Below are 19,470 nucleotides of genomic sequence, written 5' to 3'. Positions count from 1 at the left end.
AGAAATAGCCACTTCTGAGGTGTCTCGGTGGACTTTTCTCCCGAGCGAACGAGCGACAGCCATGACCGAACACGCCTTCCTGACCGACGGCCGTGTCTCGCTCCGGCCCGTGGAGGTCGACGACCTGCCCGCGCTCCGCGCCGCGTGGAACGACCCCGCGGTCTGGCAGATGCTGGATACGGTCGAACCACAGTCGGCCACCGACTTCCGCGAACTGTACGACGACTGGCGCGCAGAAGACGGTCACGTCTCCTTCGCCATCGACGCCGATGGCCTCGTCGGCCTGTGTCAGGTCAAAGGCATCCACTGGCAGTCCGGTATCTGTCGCCTGTCGTACTTCGTCCTGCCCGACCACCACGGCGAGGGCTACGCCTCTGCCGCGGTCGAACTGGCGCTGGAGTACGCCTTCGGCCACCTACGACTCCACCGCGTCGAAGCCGCGACCGTCGGCCAGAACGAAGCCTCACAAGCGGTGCTCCGGAAAGCCGGGTTCAGCCACGAAGGGACCGCCAGGAACAAGGCGTTCGTCTGCGGCGAGTACCACGACCTGCTCTCGTGGGGAATGCTGGTTGAGGAGTGGTGCGATGGGCAGGACGCAGAAAGAGCAGACGAGAACTAGCGCAGTTCGGGCGCGACTTCGCTGCCGAGTCGTTCGATACACTCCTTCATGGTCTCGGTGCCGATGCCGGGATGGTACGTTCGGAAGATGAAGTGGATGTCGTCGCCAAGTGCTTCCCTGTACTTCTGAAGTTCTTCAGTGACCTGTTCGGGCGTGCCGAAGATGGCCTGTTCTTTCAGTTCTTCCTTGCGCTCGTCCGGCAACTCGTCGACCTCGTCGCCCGAGAATATCTCGGCGTAGCGACGCTGGATGTAGAAGTAGCCGGGCTTCATCGCGTCCCACGCTTCCTCGGCTGAATCCGCGACGAACCCGTGTTTGATGAGGTAGATTTCGAAGTCACCCTCGATGCCCTCCTTTTCGCGGACGTTTCGGATGTCGTCGACGCGCTTTTTCAGCCCGCCGATGGAGAGTTTCGACGGCGCACACCACGCGTCCGCGGTCCGGGCGGCCCGTCTAACGGCCGGTTTCGCGCCGCCGCCGAGCATGATGGGCACGTGCTCCCCGACGGGTTTCGGCGTCACCGAGATCGACGAATCGATGTCGTGGAACTGTGCGTCGTAGTCGAGTGGCCCCTCCGACCATGCTGCGCGTAGGATGTTCACCTGGTCCTCTAGACGCTCGACGCGTTCCTCTTGCGGCACGCCGAAGGCCTCGAACTCGCCGGGGTTCGACCCGATGGCCAGCCCAAGCGTGAGTCGGTCGTGCGAGATGTGGTCGACCGTCGCCGCGTCCTCGGCGAGTCGCACGCCGTCGTACAGCGGCGCGAGTGCGATACAGCTCCCGAGTTCCACGTTCTCGGTCTGGGCCGCGAGCGCCGACAGCGACGGCAGCAGCCCCGGCATGTACTCGTCCTCGGTGAAGTGGTGTTCGGACACCCACATGCTGTCGAGGCCGGACTCGTCGATTGTCCGACCGAGTTCGAGCATCTCGTCGTAAATCTCGGTCGTCGTCCGGTCGTCGTCCGGGCGTCGCTGACAGGTGAACAGTCCCGTGCCGAGTTTCATGCTGGAAAGATTTGCCGCGTCGGGTGAAAACGATTCGCTATTCGGCAGTGGGTACTCCGTACCGATGCCACACCCAGCCGACGCCAGTTGGTCAGGATACTCCGACTGGAGAGGCCCCCACCTATACTCATCGTACTGTAAATTCTCGAAAAACAGAATAGACTCTGGTTTTACCTTTAGTCACCATGACCAATCACCGTGGACAATTTGCAGAAGCCTGACGAACCAAGCACTGACGATACACAGAACGCAGAGTCGGAGATCTCTCGCCGAGGCGCACTCGCGTTAGGTGGCCTGCTCGGGGCCGGTGGACTGTTCGGACTCTCCGGCGGCGCAGTTGGCACCGCCGCGGCGGCTACCGCGGCCTCGTACGATTCTCTTACCGTGGCCGACATTATCACGATGGAGGCGAAGTCTGGCTACAACGGCGACCGCCTGACGTTTCGGGACGCCAACGCGAGTCTGGACTTCCTCCACATGGACCGCGCCGACGAGACGGTCATCGTGACGACCGACGCCTGGTTCCGCGGTGGCTCACTCAACGACATCGGGGCACTCGACAACTCGGCGATTACCGGTCAACAGCGACTCGTGAGTCTCGTCGGGGATAACCTCTCCATCGACAGTGGCGGGAACCTCACCGCCGCTGGTCCGACGACGCACGACATCGACGACTACGGGGCCGACCCGACCGGCACCACGCCGTCCGACCAGGCGTTGATGGACGCGGCGAACGCGGCGAATCCTGGCGACCGCATCGAGATGACGAACGGCGACTACCTGTTCGACGAGTACCATACGTTCACCGAACCGTACACCATCGACGCAGCGGGTTCGACACTCGAGTGTACCCAGTATAACGGGAACAAGAGTACGGTCTCACAGGACGACCTCTACGACAGCGAAGAGGCCGTGTTCCTATTCAAGGGCTCGGTCGGAGCGAGTACTGGCATCACCGGTGCGGTCACCAAACACGAGGACCAGGTTTCCGTCGCGGACGCCTCGATCTTCAGTGTCGGCGACGACGTTCTCATCAAGGACCCGAACAAGGGCCATCTCTCGCGAACGTACGAACCGACCAGAGCGGTCGTCAGGGACATCGACGGGAGCACGCTCCACCTACACACGCCAGCGAAGTACGATTACGACACGAACAACGCCGTGTACAAGGTCGATGCAGTCGTCGGGCCGCGCGTCGAGAACGCACACTTTACTGGCGATGCTGGCTGTCACGTCAGTTTCTGGAACACGCGCGACGCTCGCGCCGAGAACTGCCAGAGTGACGGCTACCGACAGCACGCGTATCAGGTCATCGACGGCCTCGACGCGACGCTCGTCGACTGCCGTGCCCGAGACCCACTCAACCTCCACGGAAGCCACGGCGAGTGCTTCCGCGTCGCTGGCTCTAGCGACATCAGCATCGTTCGGCCAGTCGTCGAGGGGTGTCGCCGCGGCATCGACCTTCGGTCTGGCTGTAAGACCCTCCGGGTCGAAGAACCGAAGATTCGTGGGGCAACGCTGCACTGCATATCCTATCACAACAGCAGCGATGCCACGGTCCGAGGGAACGTAGAAGTCCGCGGTGGGCTGCTCTCCGCCCGTATCACCGATCCGACCCTCTCCAGCAGCCCCGAGGAGTACCAAGGTGGTGTCGCGTTCTCCGGGTCTTCGGCTGAGGGGCACCACAAGTTCGAGGGTGTCGACATGGTGTGTCGGTCTGCCATAATGTCGTCCAGCCCGAACAACGTCTTCGTCTCGAACTGTACGCTTCGAACCGCCGAAGGGAGTTCTGGAACGTATCTGCTCAACATCGAAGGCAACGATGTGGCGTTCGAGAACGTGACCATCGAGCATACGGCTGGCACGCGGGATATTGCAGTTCACGTGACGGGGTCGAACGTACGCTTGAGCGGCAGCGTTCGAGGGACGTTCGCCGACGACTTCGTCGTCGTCGAAGGTGGCGCGAGTAGCGTCGACTCCTCGCTCGATATTTCTGGTGGCACTGATGCCGGTCACCACGCCTACAAGCTGAAACAGTGTAGTGACGTGAACATCCACGACTCGCACATCGACGTTGCCGGTCGTGCTGTCCTGTTCTCTGGCAGCGGGACGACTATTTCCGGTGTCTCGGTCGACAACAACCGTATCGGAGCCAACTCGGGGAGCGGCTACGGTGCTATCAGTGCGTGGGCCGGTGGGACACAGACGCTGGAAAACGTCCACGTCGTCGGCAACGACCTCACTGGCGGGTCGAACCACGACATCCAGTTCTACGACACGGCCATTAGCGGCCTGTGGGTCAAGAACAACGTCTGTGGCGTCATCGACTTCGGCTCCAGCAGCACGACGGACGTCTTCCAGCGCGACAACCGCACCGGACAGTAGACCGGCCGTCGTCTTCGGGACGACACACCACATCCACCTCTTACCGCTTCCCAGAGATGACCTCGACGACCGCCGGGGCCGTCAGCGGCTCACCGAACTCCACGAGTCGCTCCCGAACGTTGGCCTCGAACGCTGCCATGTCGTCGCCGAATTTCTGCGGTGAGCAGTACGACAGTGAGAACACGTAGCCGACCACTTCGTCGACGGTCCACTCGCGTTCAAACCGGAACTCATCGGTCTGGGTGTCCTCGAACCCGAAGGCGGCCAGTTTCTTGGCCCACGGGTCGTCGTACTCGATTTCCTCGGGGTCGACGCACTCGGGCAGGTCGTCGAGGTACTCGGCGGCGATTTCGTAAACCGCGGCTTGCCACGGTTCGCGCCCCCTGGTCAGCCACTCTTGGTCGGTCATGAGGGCGACGCCACCGCCCGGTTCTGTCGCCTCGAACAGGTGTTCGAGGGTCCGTTCCTGATTCGTCCAGTGGAACGACCGGCCCATAGTGGTGAGTCGGAGCGGTCGCAGGTCGTCGATGTGGTTGGGTAAATCCGCGTCGGAGCCGACGACGAACTCGACGTTCGAGCGGCCAGCCGCCTCAACCCGTTCTTCAGCCTTCGCCAGCATCGCCTCGTTCGGATCCATGGCGACGACCGCACCCGCTCGCTGGGCCATCGGGACCGTCAGCTGGCCCGCGCCACAGCCGAGGTCGAGAACGCGGGCCTCGTCGTCGAGGGCGAATCGCTCGGCGAGCAGGTCGAACGCCTCCTCGCAGTAGCCGGGGCGGAACCGGGCGTAGTACTCCTCGGTACTGGCGAATCGCTGGGCATGGTCAGTGGGCATGGTGGACCGATAGGTCGGGTCGGCGTCGCTAAAAAGGTCGTCGGGTTCGGACGGTGGCCTGTCCTCGGGTGGGTCCACGAGGAACTGGAGTTGTGCGATGGGCGAGTCGCCACCGACGCGACCGGTCTCCTCGTCGTAATCCTCGTGATAGCGTTCGAAGTCGCCGTATCGAAGGCCGACGACGGCAGAGACGAGACAGCAGATGACACCGCCGACGAGCACCGATATCGAGACCGATGGTGGGAGTCCGAGACTGGTGTGGCCGCCGGCGACGAACGCGAAGAGCCCGACGACGAACCCGATGCCCGAGAGCTGGGTAATCTGCTCTCGCTTCGAGAGGCGGTTCTCGGGACCCCGTTCTCTGCGCATCGATTCGACGCTCTCACCGGGCCGACATCATCCTGTCGGCGGTCAAACTCGTTCGCGCACTCGGACTGCTGGCACACCATGGTTCTTCACCCCCTCTCCCGAATATCCGGGCATGAGCACGACCGACTTCGAGCGCCGGACACGCGCGTGTCAGGAGCGACTGCGCGAACAGGACGTCGACGCTGCGGTGCTGTTCCCGAGTCCGAATCTGTACTACGCGAGCGGATTCCACGAGAGCCCGGGCGAACGCCACCTGTTCTTGTTCGTCCCGAGCGAGGGAGACCCAGTGTTTCTGGTACCTGAACTGTACGGGTCGCAGGTCCGCGACGAGTCGTGGATTGGTGAGGTCCACACGTGGGCCGACGGCGAGGACCCCGTGGAACACGTCCGCGAGATTCTGGCACCGATCGTCTCCGGTGGCGCACACGTCCTCGTCGACGACACGATGTGGGCGCTGTTCACGCAGGACCTCGAAGCCGCGCTGCCCGACGCGACGTTCGGACTGGCGAGCGAAGTGTTCGACGACCTGCGGATGCGAAAGGACGAGACGGAACTCGACGCACTCCGACGCGCAGGCGAACTCGCCGATTCGGTCAGCACCGAGGTTCGGAAACTGGGCAGGTCGGCCATCGGGATGACCGAGCGCGAACTCGCCGAAGAGATCGAGTCCTCACTGGCGAGTGCAGGCGGTGAGGGCCTCTCGTTCGAGGTCATCGTCGGTGCAGGCCCGAACGGGGCGAAACCGCACCACCACCACAGCGACCGAAAGATTCGCACCGGCGAACCGGTCGTGCTCGACTTCGGCGCGTGGGTCGACCACTACCCGGGCGACCAGACCCGCACGGTCGTCTTCGCCGGCGACCCGCCCGCCAGATTCGAGGAAGTCCACGAGCTAGTCTGTGACGCGCTGGATGCCGGCGTCGCAGCCGTCGAACCCGGTGTCGAAGCACAGGCGGTCGACCGGGCTGCCCGCGAAGTCATCGAGGACGCGGGCTATGGCGACCAGTTCATCCACCGCACGGGCCACGGCGTCGGTCTCGACGTGCACGAGCCGCCGTACATCGTCGAAGGGAACGCACTCGAACTCGAACCGGGCATGGTGTTCTCGGTCGAACCCGGCGTCTACATCGAGGGTGAGTTCGGCGTCCGCGTCGAGGACCTCGTCGTCGTCACCGAGGACGGCTGTGAGCGACTGAACGACTCGCCGCGGACGTGGGAGTCGCTCTGAACCTGCGACACTGAAAGAACGGTCGTAGTTTCGACAAGACACTTACCGGTCTATTCGTCAGCTAGTCGTATGGCTCGTACACGACGTGCTCTCCTCGCTGGCGGTGCGAGCGTCGCACTCGCCGCCGTCGCTGGCTGTCTGTCCGACGCTGACGACGGTCAACCCGACCCCGGCGCGCCGCCACAGACCTCCACCGGAACGGCGTCGACGACGGCAGCCACCGCTGGCTTCCCCGACACGGAGGTCCCCTTCCCTGAGGGCCCGAAGGACCGGCCAGAACGCCCCGACGAGTTGACCGAGGGAACTGTGAGAGCGTTCGTCCGAACACACGAGTACCGATACGTCTACAACGACCTCTGGAGCGAGTCCGTGTTGCCCGACTCAGTAACAGTGTCGGTCACCGTCGGGTCTGTCCAGCGCGCTGAGGACGGCTTCGAAGTCGTCGTGAGCAGGCGGGGGTCGGCCACCTACGAGGTCGACGGGACCAAACGATACGGGGACCTGTGGACGGCCGCGTTCGTTTATTACGTCGACACCGACAGTGTCGTGCGACAGCGGGCGACGGACGATAGTGAAGACACGGGGACGCCGCCGACTGGGACCCACCCCCGGAAACAGTGATACACCGCGACGACGTTACTGACTAGCATGGATTACCGTCACGCAACGATGGCCGACATCGCGGCCATCCAGCGCGTCGCAGAGCGGTCGTGGGAGCAAGACTATCCGGACATCATCAGCCGCGAGAGCATCCGTGACGGCGTCCACGAGTGGTACGGCGAGGACCGACTTCGGGCCGACGTCGACAGCGCCGACGCGCTCGTGCTGGTCGCGGCCGACGGCGACGACGTGGTCGGCTTCGCCCACGGTGTCCTCGCCGACGACACGGGGACACTGATGCGGGTGTACGTCGACCCCGACCACCGCGGGGAGGGGTTGGGCCGGGCACTGGTCAAGTTCGCCGAGGACGACTTCGCGACCCGCGGGGTCGACCGACTGGAGTCGATGGTGCTGGACGCGAACGAACCCGGCAATGCCTTCTACCACAAACTGGGCTACGAGCGGGTCCAGCGTGCGACGACGACCATCGGTGGGGAGTCCTACGACGAGAACGTCTACCTCAAACTGCTGTAGTCGCGGACGGCCCACGAGGCCACCCCAGCAGTGAACGTCCTACGACCGTTCGACGACAGGTAGAATCACTAAACAGTCAGTAGGAGCATCGTATCAATCGATATCGGTGAAAGAGATATCTGAGCTAGCCGAAAAGCTTCAAATACGTACCCCATCGGGGGAAGTATGCGGACGAACAGACGAAACCTGCTCCGCGCCCTCGGCAGTGCCGCAATCGTCGGCGCGGCCGGGTGCCTGACCGATTCGACGACCACCCCCGGCGACGGTTCCGACACAGACGGAAACGGCTCCGGAACTGGCGACGGTGAAAACGCCGACCTCGATTTCGAGGTACACCAGTATCGTGCGACCGACCTCGTGGTCGAAGACGGCCTCGGTCCCGAATCGACCGGCGGCCGCTACGCGACCGTCCTCTCCGACGCCGCCGCGACCGAACGCTTCGTCTCCGGCGCGCTCGACGACGAGACGGCCACGTTCGTGGAGGGGACCGACTTCGCCTCGCACGAACTGCTCGTCGTCCAGACGTACCTCGACAGCGTCGGGAAGCAGTTCTCGCTGGACTCGGTCACCCGCGTGGGGGCCGAACTCGACGTACAGGCGGCAGTGAAGAGCGAGGGCATGGGTGCAGAACAGATCACCTACGAAACGGTCCTCGCACGCGTCCCCGCGGCCGACGCCGCGACCGAATCCATCTCGCTCTCAGTCGACGGCGAGTCGGCCGGCACCTTCGCCGTGAAAGCGCCAGAGTCCGTGGACGCCCAGTCGGTTCATCTCCACCACACCGACCGACTGTACGCCGATGCGCTCGACATGTCGAAGTCGGACACGAACGCCTTCGCCGTGAAGGCGTTCTCGGCGGCCGACGCCCTCTCACTCTCGGGCCACGCCGAGGCACAGGCGTTCGTCGACGAGACCGACTTCTCCTCGCAGTCGCTCGTCGCGGTTCAGACCCGCGTCGGCAGCCCCTGCAAGTCGCTCGCGATTCGCGGGGCCGAACAGGGCCGTCGCCTGCGCGTCCGGGCCGCCGTCGAAGAGAAAGACGCGGTGTGTACCCAGCAGGTCCAGCTATCGACCGCGCTGGTTCGCGTGCCCGTGACCGGTATCGAAGACGGCGAAGTGTCGGCAGTCATCGAGACGGCCGACGGCAGCGAGCGGGCAGTGCTGGCGAAGTAAGGCCTCGTTTTCGCGGTTGGGGGGTCGCTGTATCGTCGAATAGCGTCGCATCGACGTGTAGCATCGCGTCGGGTTCTCGCGCGACGTACGACTGCTGCCACTTCGAGACGGAGAAAAGGAGTCCTCAACCCCCAGCGAGCGGTCGAGTGTTCCCCTACAACTTTCCCCGTCGCCGCCGTGTGTTCGAAGCGAAATGTCTCTCTGGCGTGACCCGACCAAACGCCGATGGCTCGGGTGGTTCACGCTCGCGGCCGCCTTCGTGCTCGTGAACTTCCATCGAGTCTCGACCGGCGTCCTCGCCGACGACCTCACACAGGCGTTCGACACCAGCGCCGCCGAGCTGGGGCTACTCCACGCGTCGTTCTTCTACATCTACGCGCCGATGCAACTGGTTGCCGGGGTGCTCGCCGACAAGACCGGGACGCGTCGGGTCGCGACTATCGGCTCGCTCGTCATGGCGTTCGGCGTGTTCGGCTTCGCAGTGAGCGAGACGTATCTCACGGGTTTCGCAAGCCGGGCGCTCATCGGTGTCGGCGCGAGCGTCATTTACATCGCCACCTTGCGGTTCTGTGCGAACTGGTTCGAGACGGGCGAGTTCGCGACGGTCGCCGGGATGACGCTCTCGGCGTCGGCGGTCGGCGGCATCATCGCGACCACGCCGCTGGCACTGTTCGTCGCCGAGTACGGGTGGCGGTCCGCGTTCCTCACCGTCGGTCTGGTCGGCGTGGTCGGCACCCTCGCTATCTTCGTCACGGTCAGAGACGACCCGGCGGCGGCCGGGATGGACCCAATCGAGGGCGCGGCCGACCCGCCAGACGTCACGCTGCGCGAGGCGATTTCGAACGTGAAACTCGTCCTCTCCGGGCGCGTGACGTGGGTTCTCGGCGGGATGCTCTTCTTCGTCATCGGGACGAACTTCACCGTCATGGGGCTGTGGGGCATTCCGTACATCGTACAGGCGTACGGCCTCTCCGTCTCCGAGGCGTCGGTGTTCACGCTGCTCGGCAACACTGGACTCGTCGTCGGCTCGCCCATCATCGGCTGGCTCTCGGACCGGTTCGACGAACGGACCGGCCTCATCGTGGTCGCCGCCGTCGTCTACACGCTCGGGTACGGCATCATCGCGGCCCTCGGAACGCCGCCGCTCGCACTCGTCGCAGTCATCTTCTTCACGGTGATGCTCCTGCTCGGTTCGTTCACCCTCGCCTACACCGTCATGCGAGAACGGTACGACGGTGCAGTCAGCGGGACGGCCACGGGTGCGGTCAACGCCCTCGGCTTCTTCGGTGGTGCAGTGTTTCCTGCTGTACTGGGCGCGGCGCTCGACGCGTACTGGACCGGCGAACTCGTCGCCGGGTCGCGCGTGTACTCGCTGTTCGGCTATCGCGTCGCCTTCGGCATCGCTGCCGTGAACGGACTCATCGCGCTCGGTTGTGCTATTTGGCTCCACCAGCGATCGCCAGCAGAGACAGAGAAAAGTGAGACGGTCGCATCTGGGGCGCAATAGTCGGGACAAAGTCGTTTCAGCCGTTGGTACACCGCCGCTGCCTGTCTCACATCGTCCCGACGATTCTGCTCACCACCCCTCGCCCAACCACTGCCACCAGCAAACAGCAGTTGACCACCCCGAGACCGACGAACGAGAGGACCGTCAGGGTCATACCGGGTTGCGTGGTCGGTGCCTGAACCAGCGCGACGACGAACAACACACCGAGGAAGAGTCCGGTCAACGCCACCACCTGCCGCCTCGTCAGTCCTGCTCGGGGTGGGACGCTCACGGGGGTCGTTCCCCAGGTGGTGAGCACGATAGTCGCAGCGAAGAGGAGATACAATCCCCAGACGATGGCGTGGGGTAGCAGTCGCTCGGGGAGTGCGTCGGGTCGTATCGTGACGGTGTACACCGGATAGAGGACGAACAGCACGCCTGCAAACCCGGACAGCCAGCGGCCAGTCGGGAGCAGTTCTTCCAGTCGGTACCGGTGTCCCCACAGCCCGACCCGCCACACCAACCCCAGCCCCGTCAGTACCACGGTGGAGACGAGTGGCTGGCGAATAGCCGCCTGCCCCGGCAAGTTTCCGCCCAGCACGACCCCGAGGTACACCCCGAGTAGCACGAGCATCGTGGCGGTCCCCCGGAAGCCCTGAATCCGGGCCGGGAGTCGCTCGGTCAGCCGACCCGGGCGGAGAAGCAGGCGCTCGGCGAGCAGGAGTGGCAGGACGAACGCCAGTATCGGATGGACGAAAAAGACCAGCATCGTCGTGTGGAACAGGCGAACCCCGCCGACGTTCGCGGTGAGTTCGACGCCCCAGTTCGGGTTCCAGAGTTGCTTGATGAGGTAGCCTTCGAAGAGGCCGAACAGGCCGCCGTAGGCGAGTAACGTAGCGTATCCCGCCAATCGGTGTCGGAACATGAATCCGCCGAGGACGAGGACGTGGAGGCCGTAGACTGGATACCCGAGGTACCACCCCAACGCCGAATCCCACGGAACTGGGTCGTTGAAGGTGACCACCTCCGGGAGTACCGTCGACAGGGTCGCCAGCGTGAACCAGAAGTAGAGCCGGTGGCCGAGAGATGGGGGTCGAGTATCCATACGTGCTGCCCGAGCATGGACAGCAGAAAGGATGAATCTTCTCGCCGAATGTCGCCCTGGCAACAGTCCGAAAAATGCGCTCTTGAGCCCCGGGACCGCAATCAGTAGTCGATTCGCGTAATCTCGTCGACGGGCCACTGACTCAGCACTTCGACGCCGTTCTCGCGGACGACGACCATCTCCTCGACGCGGACGCCCTGCCGGTCGGCGGGTTCCATCGTCTCGACGGCCATCGTCATGCCCTCCTCGATTTCGATGGGGTGGTCGGGCGAGAGCCCGCGCCAGATGAGCGGCACCTCGTACAGTTGGAGACCGAGCCCGTGCGCCCAATGGTTCGTGGTCATCTGCCAGTGGTCGGTGGCACCGTACCAGTCGGCGTGTTCGCCTTCCATGTCCGGGAAGCCCTTGCAGATTTCGTCCGTCGTCGCACCCGGTTCGATGCGGTCGAGCACGTCGTAGAGGTTGTCGCGGGCGATTTCGTAGGCGTCCTTCTGGGCCTGCGTCGGTTCGCCCATGGAGAAGGTACGGTAGTAGCAGGAACGGTAGCCGAGGTAGCCGATGTTGTACATGTCGGCGTAGACGATGTCGCCGGGGCGAATCATCCGGTCCGTGGTGTTGGCCTGGTGCTTCGGCCACGTGTTCGGGCCGGAGGTGAGGTAGCCGCCGCCGACGAACGCGCCGTGTCGCCAGAGTTCCTTCGTCACGTCGCCCCAGACTTCGGACTCGCGTTTGCCCGGTCGCGCGTTCTCTGTGACTTTCTGGAAGCCAGCCTCACAGATGGCGGCGACCTGTCGCAGGCACTCGATTTCGTCCTTCGTCTTGACCTTTCGCGCGTCGTGCATCAGGTCGACGCACTCCTTCGTGCGGACCTCCACGTCGTTGTTCTCGAACGCGGAGATGAGGCCGGCGTTGCCCACGTCGAGGCCCATCGGCTCCTTGTGGACGCCGTACTCTTCCATCGCCTCGCAGACGATGTCGGCCATCTTCTGCTTGAGGAAGCCGCGGGCCGAGTCGCGCCCAGAGGCCCGCGGCACGTTCCCGAGACCGGGACAGGCGTAGCGGATGTCGGTCAGCCACGGACAGTTGAACCGCTGGTTCGTGGCGTGGTCTGCGGTGTCCCAGTGGACCACGTCGCCCTCCTCTGTGAGCAGGGTGTAGTGGTCGGCACCCGACCCGCCCGTCATCGCGAGGCCGGTGACGTAGCGGATGTTCGGGTCCGAGACGAGCAGCATGGAACCGAGGTCCGAGTCTTCGAGGCGGGCGAGCGCCTTCGCGTAGCGCTCTTCACGGAGTCGCTTCACGTCGATGCGCTCTTCCCAGTCCACCGCCTGCGTCCCACGCGTCCCTTCCATGAACGTGCGTTCGTACATACTCGACTCTACCCGCAGTATCCCTATCAAACTACGGTGATAGACTCCCGCACACGACGGCGAATCCGGTCCGAAAACTCACAAAAAACTTATAAATCGATTGGGTGTAATCCCGGACGTTCATGAAGAAGATACTCTCCAGCGTCGGAATCGGCGCAGCGAACGTCGACACCATCCTCCCGAAGACGACGGTCAACCCAGGCGAGACGGTCGAGGCCACCGTCGAAATCGAGGGCGGCTCCACGGAACAGGAGATCGACGACATCTACTTCGCGCTGATGACGCGGTACAAGACCGACGACGGCTACCGCGACGCCGTTATCGACAAGTTCCACGTCGGCCACGACTTCACCATCGGCGAAGGTGAGCGACGCGAGGAGACGGTCGACATCCGAGTTCCGTACAGCACACCGGTCACGATGGGCAACGTCAAGGTCTGGCTGAAGACCGGCCTCGACATCGACTGGGCGGTCGACCCGAAGGACACGGACTACATCGACGTCCAGCCCGGCGACCGGATGAACACGCTGTTCGACGCCGTCGAGGGACTCGGTTTCAGCTTCTACAAGGCCGACGTCGAGAAGGCCTCGTTCGGCCACAGCCAGCCGTTCATCCAGGAGTTCGAGTTCAAGCCGCGCGGCGGCGAGTTCCGTGGCAAACTCGACGAACTCGAAGTCATCTGTTCGCCCAGCCAGAACGCAGTGCAAGTGTACCTCGAAATCGACCGGCGTGGTGGCCTCCTCTCGGAGTGGGCCGACACGGACGAGTCCCGCGCCGGCATGACCGTCACCGGGACGAACCGCGAGAAAGTGCAGCACGAACTCGAGCGGATTGTTCGACAGCACGCCTGACGAATTGGCGAGTGCAGCCTGTTCGCACCTGAACGGCTAAGGTCCCCGCAGCCCTCGTGTTTCCCGATGACACACGACACGCCGATTCGGGTCGACCACGTCGGCATCGCCGTGAATTCGGTCGCCGATGCCGAACCCGTGTTGACGGCACTCGGCTGTGAGAAACTCTCCGACGAGACCGTCGAGGACCGGTTCAGGTGGGTCTACTACAGATTGGGCGACGCCTCGCGCATCGAACTCATCGAGCCCATCGAATCGGACTCGTTTCTCACCGACTTCCTCGACAGGCACGGTCCCGGCCTGCACCACGTCACGCTCGAAGTCGCCGATATCGACGCCGTCGTTGAGTCGCTCGAAGCGGCCGACTGCCGCGTCGTCGACCGCGCCGAGTTCGATACGTGGACCGAAGCGTTCGTCTCGCCGGCGAATCCGACCGGCACCCTGTTTCAACTCATGGAGTACCACGACGACTACCACGCGGAGCGATTGCCCCCGGAAGAACTGTACGTGAACGGCGGCCCCGTCGAGGACGTGGCGGAGGTGGAGCGATGAGCGACGAATCCAGCGACGACGCCGACGAAATCCCCGACGAACTGCGAGAGAAAATCGACGCAGACCCGTTCTGCGACCGACTCGGCATCGAACTGGTCGACCTCGGCGCGGGCACAGCCACGCTCGAACTCACGCTGGCCGAGGACATGTGTAACTTCCACGGGACGCCCCACGGCGGCGTCATCTACTCGCTCGCCGACGCCGCCTTCGCCGCCTCCTCGAACTCCCACGGGACGACTGCGGTCGCATTGGAGACGAACATGAGCTACCTCATGGCGGCCGAAGTCGGCCAGACTCTTCGGGCTGAGGCCGAGGAGACGCACATGGCCGGACGAACCGCCGAGTACCAGATAGACATCACGACAGTGGACGACGGCGAACGGGTGGCGACGTTCCGCGGTCGGGTGTACCGGTTCGTCGACTGAAAAAGACGGCTGGACTGTCGACTGCGCTACTCGTCTCTGTGGTCGAATACGCGTTTTACCTTCCCGACCTCTGTGCGCTCGATGACGCCGGGACCGACGACTTCGACCTCGTCGGGTTTGACTTCCAGCACGTCGAGTAGCTTCGACTCGATGTCGGCTTCGAGGTCGTCGTGGGTCCCGTCGTAGTCCTCGTGGTGTTCGACGGTGAGTTCCATCGTGTCGAGGTTGCCCTCGCGGTAGAGGTCGATGCGGTAGTACGGCGCGACGGCCTCCATGTCGAGCATGACCTCTTCGACCTGACTCGGGTAGACGTTGACGCCGCGGACGATGAGCAGGTCGTCCGAGCGCCCGGTGACGTTGTCCATGCGGACCGCGGTGCGGCCACACTCACAGGTCTCGTAGTGCAGTCGCGTCATGTCGCCGGTGCGGTAGCGAATCATCGGGAAGGCCTCCTTCGTGATGGACGTCAGGACGAGTTCGCCCTCCTCGCCTGGCTCCACGGGGTCGCCCGTCACCGGGTCGACGGCCTCCGGGTAGAAGTGGTCCTCCCAGATGTGCAGCCCGTCCTGTGCCTCGGCGCACTCGATGGAGACGCCCGGTCCGATGATTTCGGAGAGACCGTACACGTCGACCGCAGTGACGCCGAGGGCCTCCTCGATCTCCTCGCGCATCGGGTCGGTGAACGGCTCCGCGCCGATGACGACTCGCGAGAGCGATAGGTCACGTACGTCGATGCCCATCTCCTCGGCGCGCTCGGCGAGGTAGAGACAGTACGACGGGGTACAGCAGAGGACGTCGGACTCCATGTCCTGCAGCATCGAAATCTGTCGGGCCGTGTTGCCGCCGCCGGTCGGGATGACGGCCGCACCGAGTTCTTCGATACCGTCGTGAAACCCGAGACCACCGGTGAACAGGCCGTAGCCGTAGGCGTTCTGGACCATCATGTCCGAGTCGACGCCTGCGGCGGCGAGCGACCGCGCCATGACCTCACGCCAGACGCCGAGGTCGCCCTCGGTGTAGCCGACGATTTTCGGCTTGCCGGTCGTCCCCGAGGACGCGTGAACCCGCAGGAGGTCCTCGTGGCCGACCGCGAACAGGTCGTCCGGGTAGTTGTCGCGGATGTCCTCTTTCGTTGTGAACGGGAGCTTCGAGATGTCGTCGACGCTCTCGACGTCCTCGGGTGTGATGCCCGCTTCTTCGAACTGCTCGCGGTACCACGGGACGTTCTCGTAAACGTGTTCGACGGTGTCTCGGAGGCGCTCGGTCTGTACCTCGGTGAGTTGCTCGCGCGAGGCAGTCTCGATGTCGTTGTAAACCATGTTTTGAACCATCTTTCGTGTCAGTAAATAGCTTGAGGTCGGTGCAGTCAGCTGATTGTCAGAGACTCACGCCGAGGTGGCGGTCTCTGACGTCCTGATTCTCGTCCAGTTCCTCGGGCGTCCCCTCGAAGACGATGTGGCCCTTGTCGAGGACGTACACCCGGTCGGCGAGCCTGCTCGCCACGGCGACGTTCTGCTCGACGAGCAAGACGGTGATGCCCTCCTCGTTGAGTTCCGCGACGAGGTCGGCGACGCGCTCGACGATGATAGGCGCGAGGCCCTCTGTCGGTTCGTCGAGCAAGAGCGTGTCGGCCCCGGCGACGAGCGCCCGCGCGATGGCGAGCATCTGCTGTTCGCCGCCGGAGAGGTCGGTCCCACGCGAGTTCTTTCGCTCGCGCAAGTTCTCGAAGGCGTCGAGTTCCCAGATGTCCTCGACCGACCGGCGATAGCTGCTGTCGCCGCCGCCGAACTGGCCGATTCGCAGGTTCTCGGTGACGGTGAGTCCGGGGAAGACGCGTCGTTCCTCTGGGACGAAGCCGATGCCAGCGCGGGCCACGTCCTCGGCGGACGCGCCCGTCATGTCTTCGCCATCGTACCGAACGCTTCCGGCGGTCGGGTCGACCACACCGACGATACTCCGCAGCGTGGTCGTCTTGCCGACGCCGTTACGCCCGACGAGCGAGACGACCTCCCCTTCCTCAATGTCCATCGTGACGCCGGTGAGGACGTCCGTCTCGCCGTAGCCCCCGTGTACGTCGTCGAGTTCGAGCAGGCTCATAGCGTGCCACCCCCGAGGTACGCCTGCTGCACGTCTTCGTTCTCGGCGACAGCCTCCGGTGGCCCAGTCGCCAACTCTGCGCCGCGGTTGAGGACGGTGACGGTGTCGGATGCGTTCATCACGAGTTCGATATCGTGTTCGATGAGGAGGACGGTCCGGTCGCCCAGCACGTCCTTGATGAGGTCCATCGTGGCTCTGGTCTCCTCGGTACTCATCCCGGCCATCGGTTCGTCGAGCATGACGAGTTTCGGGTCGGTCGCCAGCACGAGGCCGATTTCGAGCCGCCGCCGGTCGCCGTAAGAGAGCGTCGACGCCTGTTCGTCCTCACGGGTCGCGAGGCCGACGCGCGACAGCACGTCGTCGGTTCGCCCGTTCAGGTCGTCGAACGAGTCCTTGTGCCGGAACACGTTCTCCGCCGCCGACCGTCGCTCGCCGACCGCTTGCGCGGCGAGCCGGACGTTCTCTCTGACCGAGAGCCCGCCGAAGACGTTCGTAATCTGGAACGAGCGACCGATACCGCGGCGGACGCGTTCGTGCGGCGGCAGTTGCGACACGTCTTCACCGGCGAAGACGACCGACCCCTCGCTCGGGAGCAACGCCCCCGAGACGAGGTTGAAGAAGGTCGTCTTCCCGGCGCCGTTCGGGCCGATGATGCTCCGGAACTCGCCCTGATTCACGCGCAGGGTGAGGTCGTCGACAGCGACGAGTTCGCCGAACCGGTGAGTGAGGTGGTTCGTCTCCAGTACTGGCTGGCCGGTCTTTGGCTCGGCACCAGTCTGTTCACTGCTCGCCATCAGTCGGACACCTCCGTCGCGTCGGCGTCGGGACTGCCGCCACCGCCGTCACCGCTCGTGGCGGCCCGCTGGCGCTGTTTGAGCAGCGACGGAATGGAGACCATCCCGCGCGGGACGAACATGACGAACAAGACGAAGACGATACCGAGGACGCCCTGCCACTGTTCGATGCCCTGTTCGACGAGCAGTTCTTCGAGCGAGAGGAAGCCTGCAGCCCCAATCATCGGGCCGTACAGCGTCCCCATCCCGCCGAGCAAGGTCATCACGATGACCTCGCCAGAGAGGAGCCAATCGAGGAAGCCGGGCGAGGCCCGACCGAGGTTTTGCGTCGCGCGAAGGCCGCCTGCGAGGCCGCCGAGGGCGCCACTGACGACGAACGCCCGGCGCTTGTACGCGGTCGTGTCGTACCCGAGGAACGAGGCGCGCTGTTCGGACTCACGAATCGCCTGCAAGACGCTCCCGAAGGGCGCGTCGATGAGTCGCCGGGCGACGAAGTACGACCCGACGACGAGGCCGAGGATGACGTAGTACTGCAGTTCGATAGCGCCGAGCAGCGCGATGTCACCGAACTCCGGGCCGGACGTGAGGCCGTAGTAGAACGCGTCGGCACCGATTCCGTCCTCGCCGTTCGTCAGCGGCGGGATGGTCGGCAGCCCGATGGAACTGAGAATCGGGTTGAACTCGCCCCGCAAGCCGGGCATCTTCTGTGAGAGACTGGCGAACAGTTCGGCGAACGCCAGCGTAATCATCGAGAAGTAGACGCCCGAGACGCGAATCGAGAGGTAGCCGACGATCCACGCGATGAGCGCGGCGACGGCCATGCCGGCCAGCAGGGCCAGCCAAATCGAGGGGACGAGGTACAGCGCGAACAACACCGTCGCGTACGCACCGAGCCCGTAGAACAGCACGTGCCCGAGCGAGACCAGTCCCGTATAGCCCATCACGAGGTCCAGACTGAGCGCGAACAGCGCCCAGATGAGGATGTCGACGATGAACGTGTTCACGAAGAACGAGCCCCACAGGACGCCGATGCCGAGTGGGGCCAACGCGAGTAAGCCGAGGACTGTCCCGCCGAGTGCCCGTCGTTGTTTCGACGTGAGCAACCCGCCACCAGCACCGGTGAGTAGTTCGCCGCCTTCGCCGGGGTCGTGCCACTCTGGGCTCCCGAACAGCCCCTGCGGGCGGACGAGTAGGACGCCGATCATCAGCATGAAGACGACCAGTCCCTCCAAGAACGGGAGTTGCCAGCGAACGAGCGTCTGGACGACGCCGACGAGCAGGCCACCCGCGACCGCACCGCGGAACGACCCGAGGCCACCCAGTACGACGACGATGAACGCCGGGATGATGACCGAACCGCCCATGCTCGGGCCGACGGTCTGCCGGCCAGCGAGGATGACGCCGCCGACGGCGGCGAGGAACGCGCCGAAGGCGAACACCAGCGTGTAGTACTTGTCGATGTCGATGCCGAGGTGGCGGACCATGTCGCGGTCCATCGACCCGGCGCGGACGACGAGACCGAATCGCGTCCGTTCGAGCGCGAGCCACGCGCCCGTCGAGACGAGCGCGCCAGCGACGATGACGAAGTAGCTGTACAGTTGCTTCTCGAAGCCGAGAATCGTCACCGTGCCAGAGAGACTGCCCGTGTCGAGCGTCCCGAGTGGCTGTGTGCCCCAAATCAACTCGATAGCGTCGACGAAGATGAGCACCAGTCCGAACGTGAGCAGGATGTGATACAGTGGGTTCCTGCCGTAGAGCGGGCGGATGGTGAACCGTTCCATCCCCGCGCCGAGGACGGCGACGATGAGTGGTGCGACGAGCAAGGCGACCCAGAAGTTCCCGACGCCCGAGGCAGTGATAGCGAACGCGAGGTAGGCACCGAGTGCCAGCAACTCACCGTGGGCGAAGTTGATGACGTCCATCACGCCGAAGATGATGGACAGGCCTGCTGCGAGGAGCACGTAGACCATCCCGACGGTCAACCCGTTGATGACCTGGTCGAGGACGGCCCCTGCACTCACCAGTGGAAGGCTGAACATCGGT

At 64.2% G+C, this 19,470-nt stretch carries 18 protein-coding genes; 10 read left to right on the top strand and 8 right to left on the bottom strand.

What is annotated here, in order from left to right:
* The first annotated feature begins 61 nt into the window (after positions 1–61).
* The gene (locus tag ACSC1P_RS01545) at positions 62–619 is read left to right on the top strand and encodes a GNAT family N-acetyltransferase (RefSeq protein WP_435358365.1); all 558 of its coding nucleotides are present in this window, start codon (positions 62–64) and stop codon (positions 617–619) included.
* On the opposite strand, the gene ACSC1P_RS01540 is transcribed toward ACSC1P_RS01545, so the two are convergent.
* Entirely contained in the window at positions 616–1,623 is a 1,008-nt protein-coding gene (locus tag ACSC1P_RS01540) for an LLM class flavin-dependent oxidoreductase (RefSeq protein ID WP_435358364.1), read from the bottom strand. The two genes, ACSC1P_RS01545 and ACSC1P_RS01540, sit on opposite strands and share 4 nt — an antisense overlap.
* Positions 1,624–1,821: 198 nt before the next feature.
* Between ACSC1P_RS01540 and ACSC1P_RS01535 the strand changes: the two genes are divergently transcribed.
* Complete coding sequence (locus ACSC1P_RS01535) at positions 1,822–4,008, top strand: hypothetical protein (RefSeq protein WP_435358363.1); 2,187 nt, start codon at positions 1,822–1,824, stop codon at positions 4,006–4,008.
* A 40-nt stretch (positions 4,009–4,048) separates the two neighbouring features.
* Here the strand turns inward: ACSC1P_RS01535 and ACSC1P_RS01530 are convergent, their stop codons facing one another.
* Positions 4,049–5,212, bottom strand: a complete 1,164-nt coding sequence (locus ACSC1P_RS01530) for a class I SAM-dependent methyltransferase (RefSeq protein ID WP_435358362.1) — start codon at positions 5,210–5,212, stop codon at positions 4,049–4,051.
* Positions 5,213–5,324: 112 nt separating this feature from the next.
* On the opposite strand from ACSC1P_RS01530, the gene ACSC1P_RS01525 reads away from it, so the two are divergent.
* The 5 genes from ACSC1P_RS01525 to ACSC1P_RS01505 all read left to right on the top strand — a co-directional run bounded on the left by ACSC1P_RS01525 (position 5,325) and on the right by ACSC1P_RS01505 (position 10,254).
* Positions 5,325–6,440 (top strand): M24 family metallopeptidase, encoded by a 1,116-nt coding sequence (locus ACSC1P_RS01525; protein ID WP_435358361.1) that lies wholly within the window; start codon positions 5,325–5,327, stop codon positions 6,438–6,440.
* 69 nt (positions 6,441–6,509) lie between these two features.
* Entirely contained in the window at positions 6,510–7,061 is a 552-nt protein-coding gene (locus ACSC1P_RS01520) for a hypothetical protein (RefSeq protein ID WP_435358360.1), read from the top strand.
* 27 nt (positions 7,062–7,088) lie between these two features.
* Positions 7,089–7,574 (top strand): GNAT family N-acetyltransferase, encoded by a 486-nt coding sequence (locus ACSC1P_RS01515; protein WP_435358359.1) that lies wholly within the window; start codon positions 7,089–7,091, stop codon positions 7,572–7,574.
* Positions 7,575–7,739: 165 nt separating this feature from the next.
* Entirely contained in the window at positions 7,740–8,747 is a 1,008-nt protein-coding gene (locus ACSC1P_RS01510; RefSeq protein ID WP_435358358.1) for a hypothetical protein, read from the top strand.
* A 193-nt stretch (positions 8,748–8,940) separates the two neighbouring features.
* Positions 8,941–10,254, top strand: a complete 1,314-nt coding sequence (locus ACSC1P_RS01505; protein WP_435358357.1) for an MFS transporter — start codon at positions 8,941–8,943, stop codon at positions 10,252–10,254.
* 46 nt (positions 10,255–10,300) lie between these two features.
* Here the strand turns inward: ACSC1P_RS01505 and ACSC1P_RS01500 are convergent, their stop codons facing one another.
* Both ACSC1P_RS01500 and ACSC1P_RS01495 read right to left on the bottom strand, forming a co-directional pair.
* On the bottom strand, positions 10,301–11,338 hold the full coding sequence (locus ACSC1P_RS01500; protein ID WP_435358356.1) for an AF_0692 family protein: 1,038 nt from the start codon (positions 11,336–11,338) through the stop codon (positions 10,301–10,303).
* Between the two features lie 101 nt (positions 11,339–11,439).
* On the bottom strand, positions 11,440–12,708 hold the full coding sequence (locus ACSC1P_RS01495; protein ID WP_435358355.1) for a M24 family metallopeptidase: 1,269 nt from the start codon (positions 12,706–12,708) through the stop codon (positions 11,440–11,442).
* A gap of 122 nt (positions 12,709–12,830) precedes the next feature.
* Between ACSC1P_RS01495 and ACSC1P_RS01490 the strand changes: the two genes are divergently transcribed.
* From ACSC1P_RS01490 to paaI, 3 genes are all read left to right on the top strand, one after another.
* Positions 12,831–13,559 (top strand): sporulation protein, encoded by a 729-nt coding sequence (locus tag ACSC1P_RS01490; RefSeq protein WP_435358354.1) that lies wholly within the window; start codon positions 12,831–12,833, stop codon positions 13,557–13,559.
* A gap of 66 nt (positions 13,560–13,625) precedes the next feature.
* Positions 13,626–14,111 carry a VOC family protein gene (locus tag ACSC1P_RS01485; protein WP_435358353.1) on the top strand — a complete coding sequence of 162 codons (486 nt, stop codon included), beginning with the start codon at positions 13,626–13,628 and terminating at the stop codon, positions 14,109–14,111.
* A complete protein-coding gene (gene paaI, locus ACSC1P_RS01480) occupies positions 14,108–14,536 on the top strand; it encodes a hydroxyphenylacetyl-CoA thioesterase PaaI (protein ID WP_435358352.1) in 429 nt (142 codons plus the stop codon). The genes ACSC1P_RS01485 and paaI overlap by 4 nt, the downstream gene beginning before the upstream one ends.
* A 26-nt stretch (positions 14,537–14,562) precedes the next feature.
* On the opposite strand, the gene paaK is transcribed toward paaI, so the two are convergent.
* Genes paaK through ACSC1P_RS01460 form a run of 4 tightly spaced genes read right to left on the bottom strand, consistent with a single transcriptional unit; the run spans position 14,563 to position 19,466 of the window.
* On the bottom strand, positions 14,563–15,855 hold the full coding sequence (gene paaK / locus ACSC1P_RS01475; RefSeq protein WP_435358351.1) for a phenylacetate--CoA ligase PaaK: 1,293 nt from the start codon (positions 15,853–15,855) through the stop codon (positions 14,563–14,565).
* 58 nt (positions 15,856–15,913) lie between these two features.
* On the bottom strand, positions 15,914–16,633 hold the full coding sequence (locus tag ACSC1P_RS01470) for an ABC transporter ATP-binding protein (protein WP_435358350.1): 720 nt from the start codon (positions 16,631–16,633) through the stop codon (positions 15,914–15,916).
* The gene (locus ACSC1P_RS01465; RefSeq protein WP_435358349.1) at positions 16,630–17,427 is read right to left on the bottom strand and encodes an ABC transporter ATP-binding protein; all 798 of its coding nucleotides are present in this window, start codon (positions 17,425–17,427) and stop codon (positions 16,630–16,632) included. The genes ACSC1P_RS01470 and ACSC1P_RS01465 overlap by 4 nt, the downstream gene beginning before the upstream one ends.
* On the bottom strand, positions 17,427–19,466 hold the full coding sequence (locus tag ACSC1P_RS01460; RefSeq protein WP_435358348.1) for an ABC transporter permease: 2,040 nt from the start codon (positions 19,464–19,466) through the stop codon (positions 17,427–17,429). The genes ACSC1P_RS01465 and ACSC1P_RS01460 overlap by 1 nt, the downstream gene beginning before the upstream one ends.
* Between the last annotated feature and the right edge of the window lie 4 nt (positions 19,467–19,470).

It is taken from the genome of Haloarchaeobius caseinilyticus (assembly GCF_051207395.1).
GTDB lineage: Archaea > Halobacteriota > Halobacteria > Halobacteriales > Natrialbaceae > Haloarchaeobius.
This window is presented reverse-complemented; position numbering and strand designations above follow the sequence as displayed.

Coding starts and splice junctions, on each gene's coding strand:
- ACSC1P_RS01500 (WP_435358356.1), bottom strand. CDS start 11,338: ATGGATACTCGACCCCCATCTCTCGGCCACCGGCTCTACTTCTGGTTC.
- ACSC1P_RS01545 (WP_435358365.1), top strand. CDS start 62: ATGACCGAACACGCCTTCCTGACCGACGGCCGTGTCTCGCTCCGGCCC.
- ACSC1P_RS01465 (WP_435358349.1), bottom strand. CDS start 17,427: ATGGCGAGCAGTGAACAGACTGGTGCCGAGCCAAAGACCGGCCAGCCA.
- ACSC1P_RS01485 (WP_435358353.1), top strand. CDS start 13,626: ATGACACACGACACGCCGATTCGGGTCGACCACGTCGGCATCGCCGTG.
- ACSC1P_RS01460 (WP_435358348.1), bottom strand. CDS start 19,466: ATGTTCAGCCTTCCACTGGTGAGTGCAGGGGCCGTCCTCGACCAGGTC.
- paaI (WP_435358352.1), top strand. CDS start 14,108: ATGAGCGACGAATCCAGCGACGACGCCGACGAAATCCCCGACGAACTG.
- ACSC1P_RS01505 (WP_435358357.1), top strand. CDS start 8,941: ATGTCTCTCTGGCGTGACCCGACCAAACGCCGATGGCTCGGGTGGTTC.
- ACSC1P_RS01530 (WP_435358362.1), bottom strand. CDS start 5,212: ATGCGCAGAGAACGGGGTCCCGAGAACCGCCTCTCGAAGCGAGAGCAG.
- paaK (WP_435358351.1), bottom strand. CDS start 15,855: ATGGTTTACAACGACATCGAGACTGCCTCGCGCGAGCAACTCACCGAG.
- ACSC1P_RS01495 (WP_435358355.1), bottom strand. CDS start 12,708: ATGTACGAACGCACGTTCATGGAAGGGACGCGTGGGACGCAGGCGGTG.
- ACSC1P_RS01515 (WP_435358359.1), top strand. CDS start 7,089: ATGGATTACCGTCACGCAACGATGGCCGACATCGCGGCCATCCAGCGC.
- ACSC1P_RS01540 (WP_435358364.1), bottom strand. CDS start 1,623: ATGAAACTCGGCACGGGACTGTTCACCTGTCAGCGACGCCCGGACGAC.
- ACSC1P_RS01470 (WP_435358350.1), bottom strand. CDS start 16,633: ATGAGCCTGCTCGAACTCGACGACGTACACGGGGGCTACGGCGAGACG.
- ACSC1P_RS01520 (WP_435358360.1), top strand. CDS start 6,510: ATGGCTCGTACACGACGTGCTCTCCTCGCTGGCGGTGCGAGCGTCGCA.
- ACSC1P_RS01525 (WP_435358361.1), top strand. CDS start 5,325: ATGAGCACGACCGACTTCGAGCGCCGGACACGCGCGTGTCAGGAGCGA.
- ACSC1P_RS01490 (WP_435358354.1), top strand. CDS start 12,831: ATGAAGAAGATACTCTCCAGCGTCGGAATCGGCGCAGCGAACGTCGAC.
- ACSC1P_RS01510 (WP_435358358.1), top strand. CDS start 7,740: ATGCGGACGAACAGACGAAACCTGCTCCGCGCCCTCGGCAGTGCCGCA.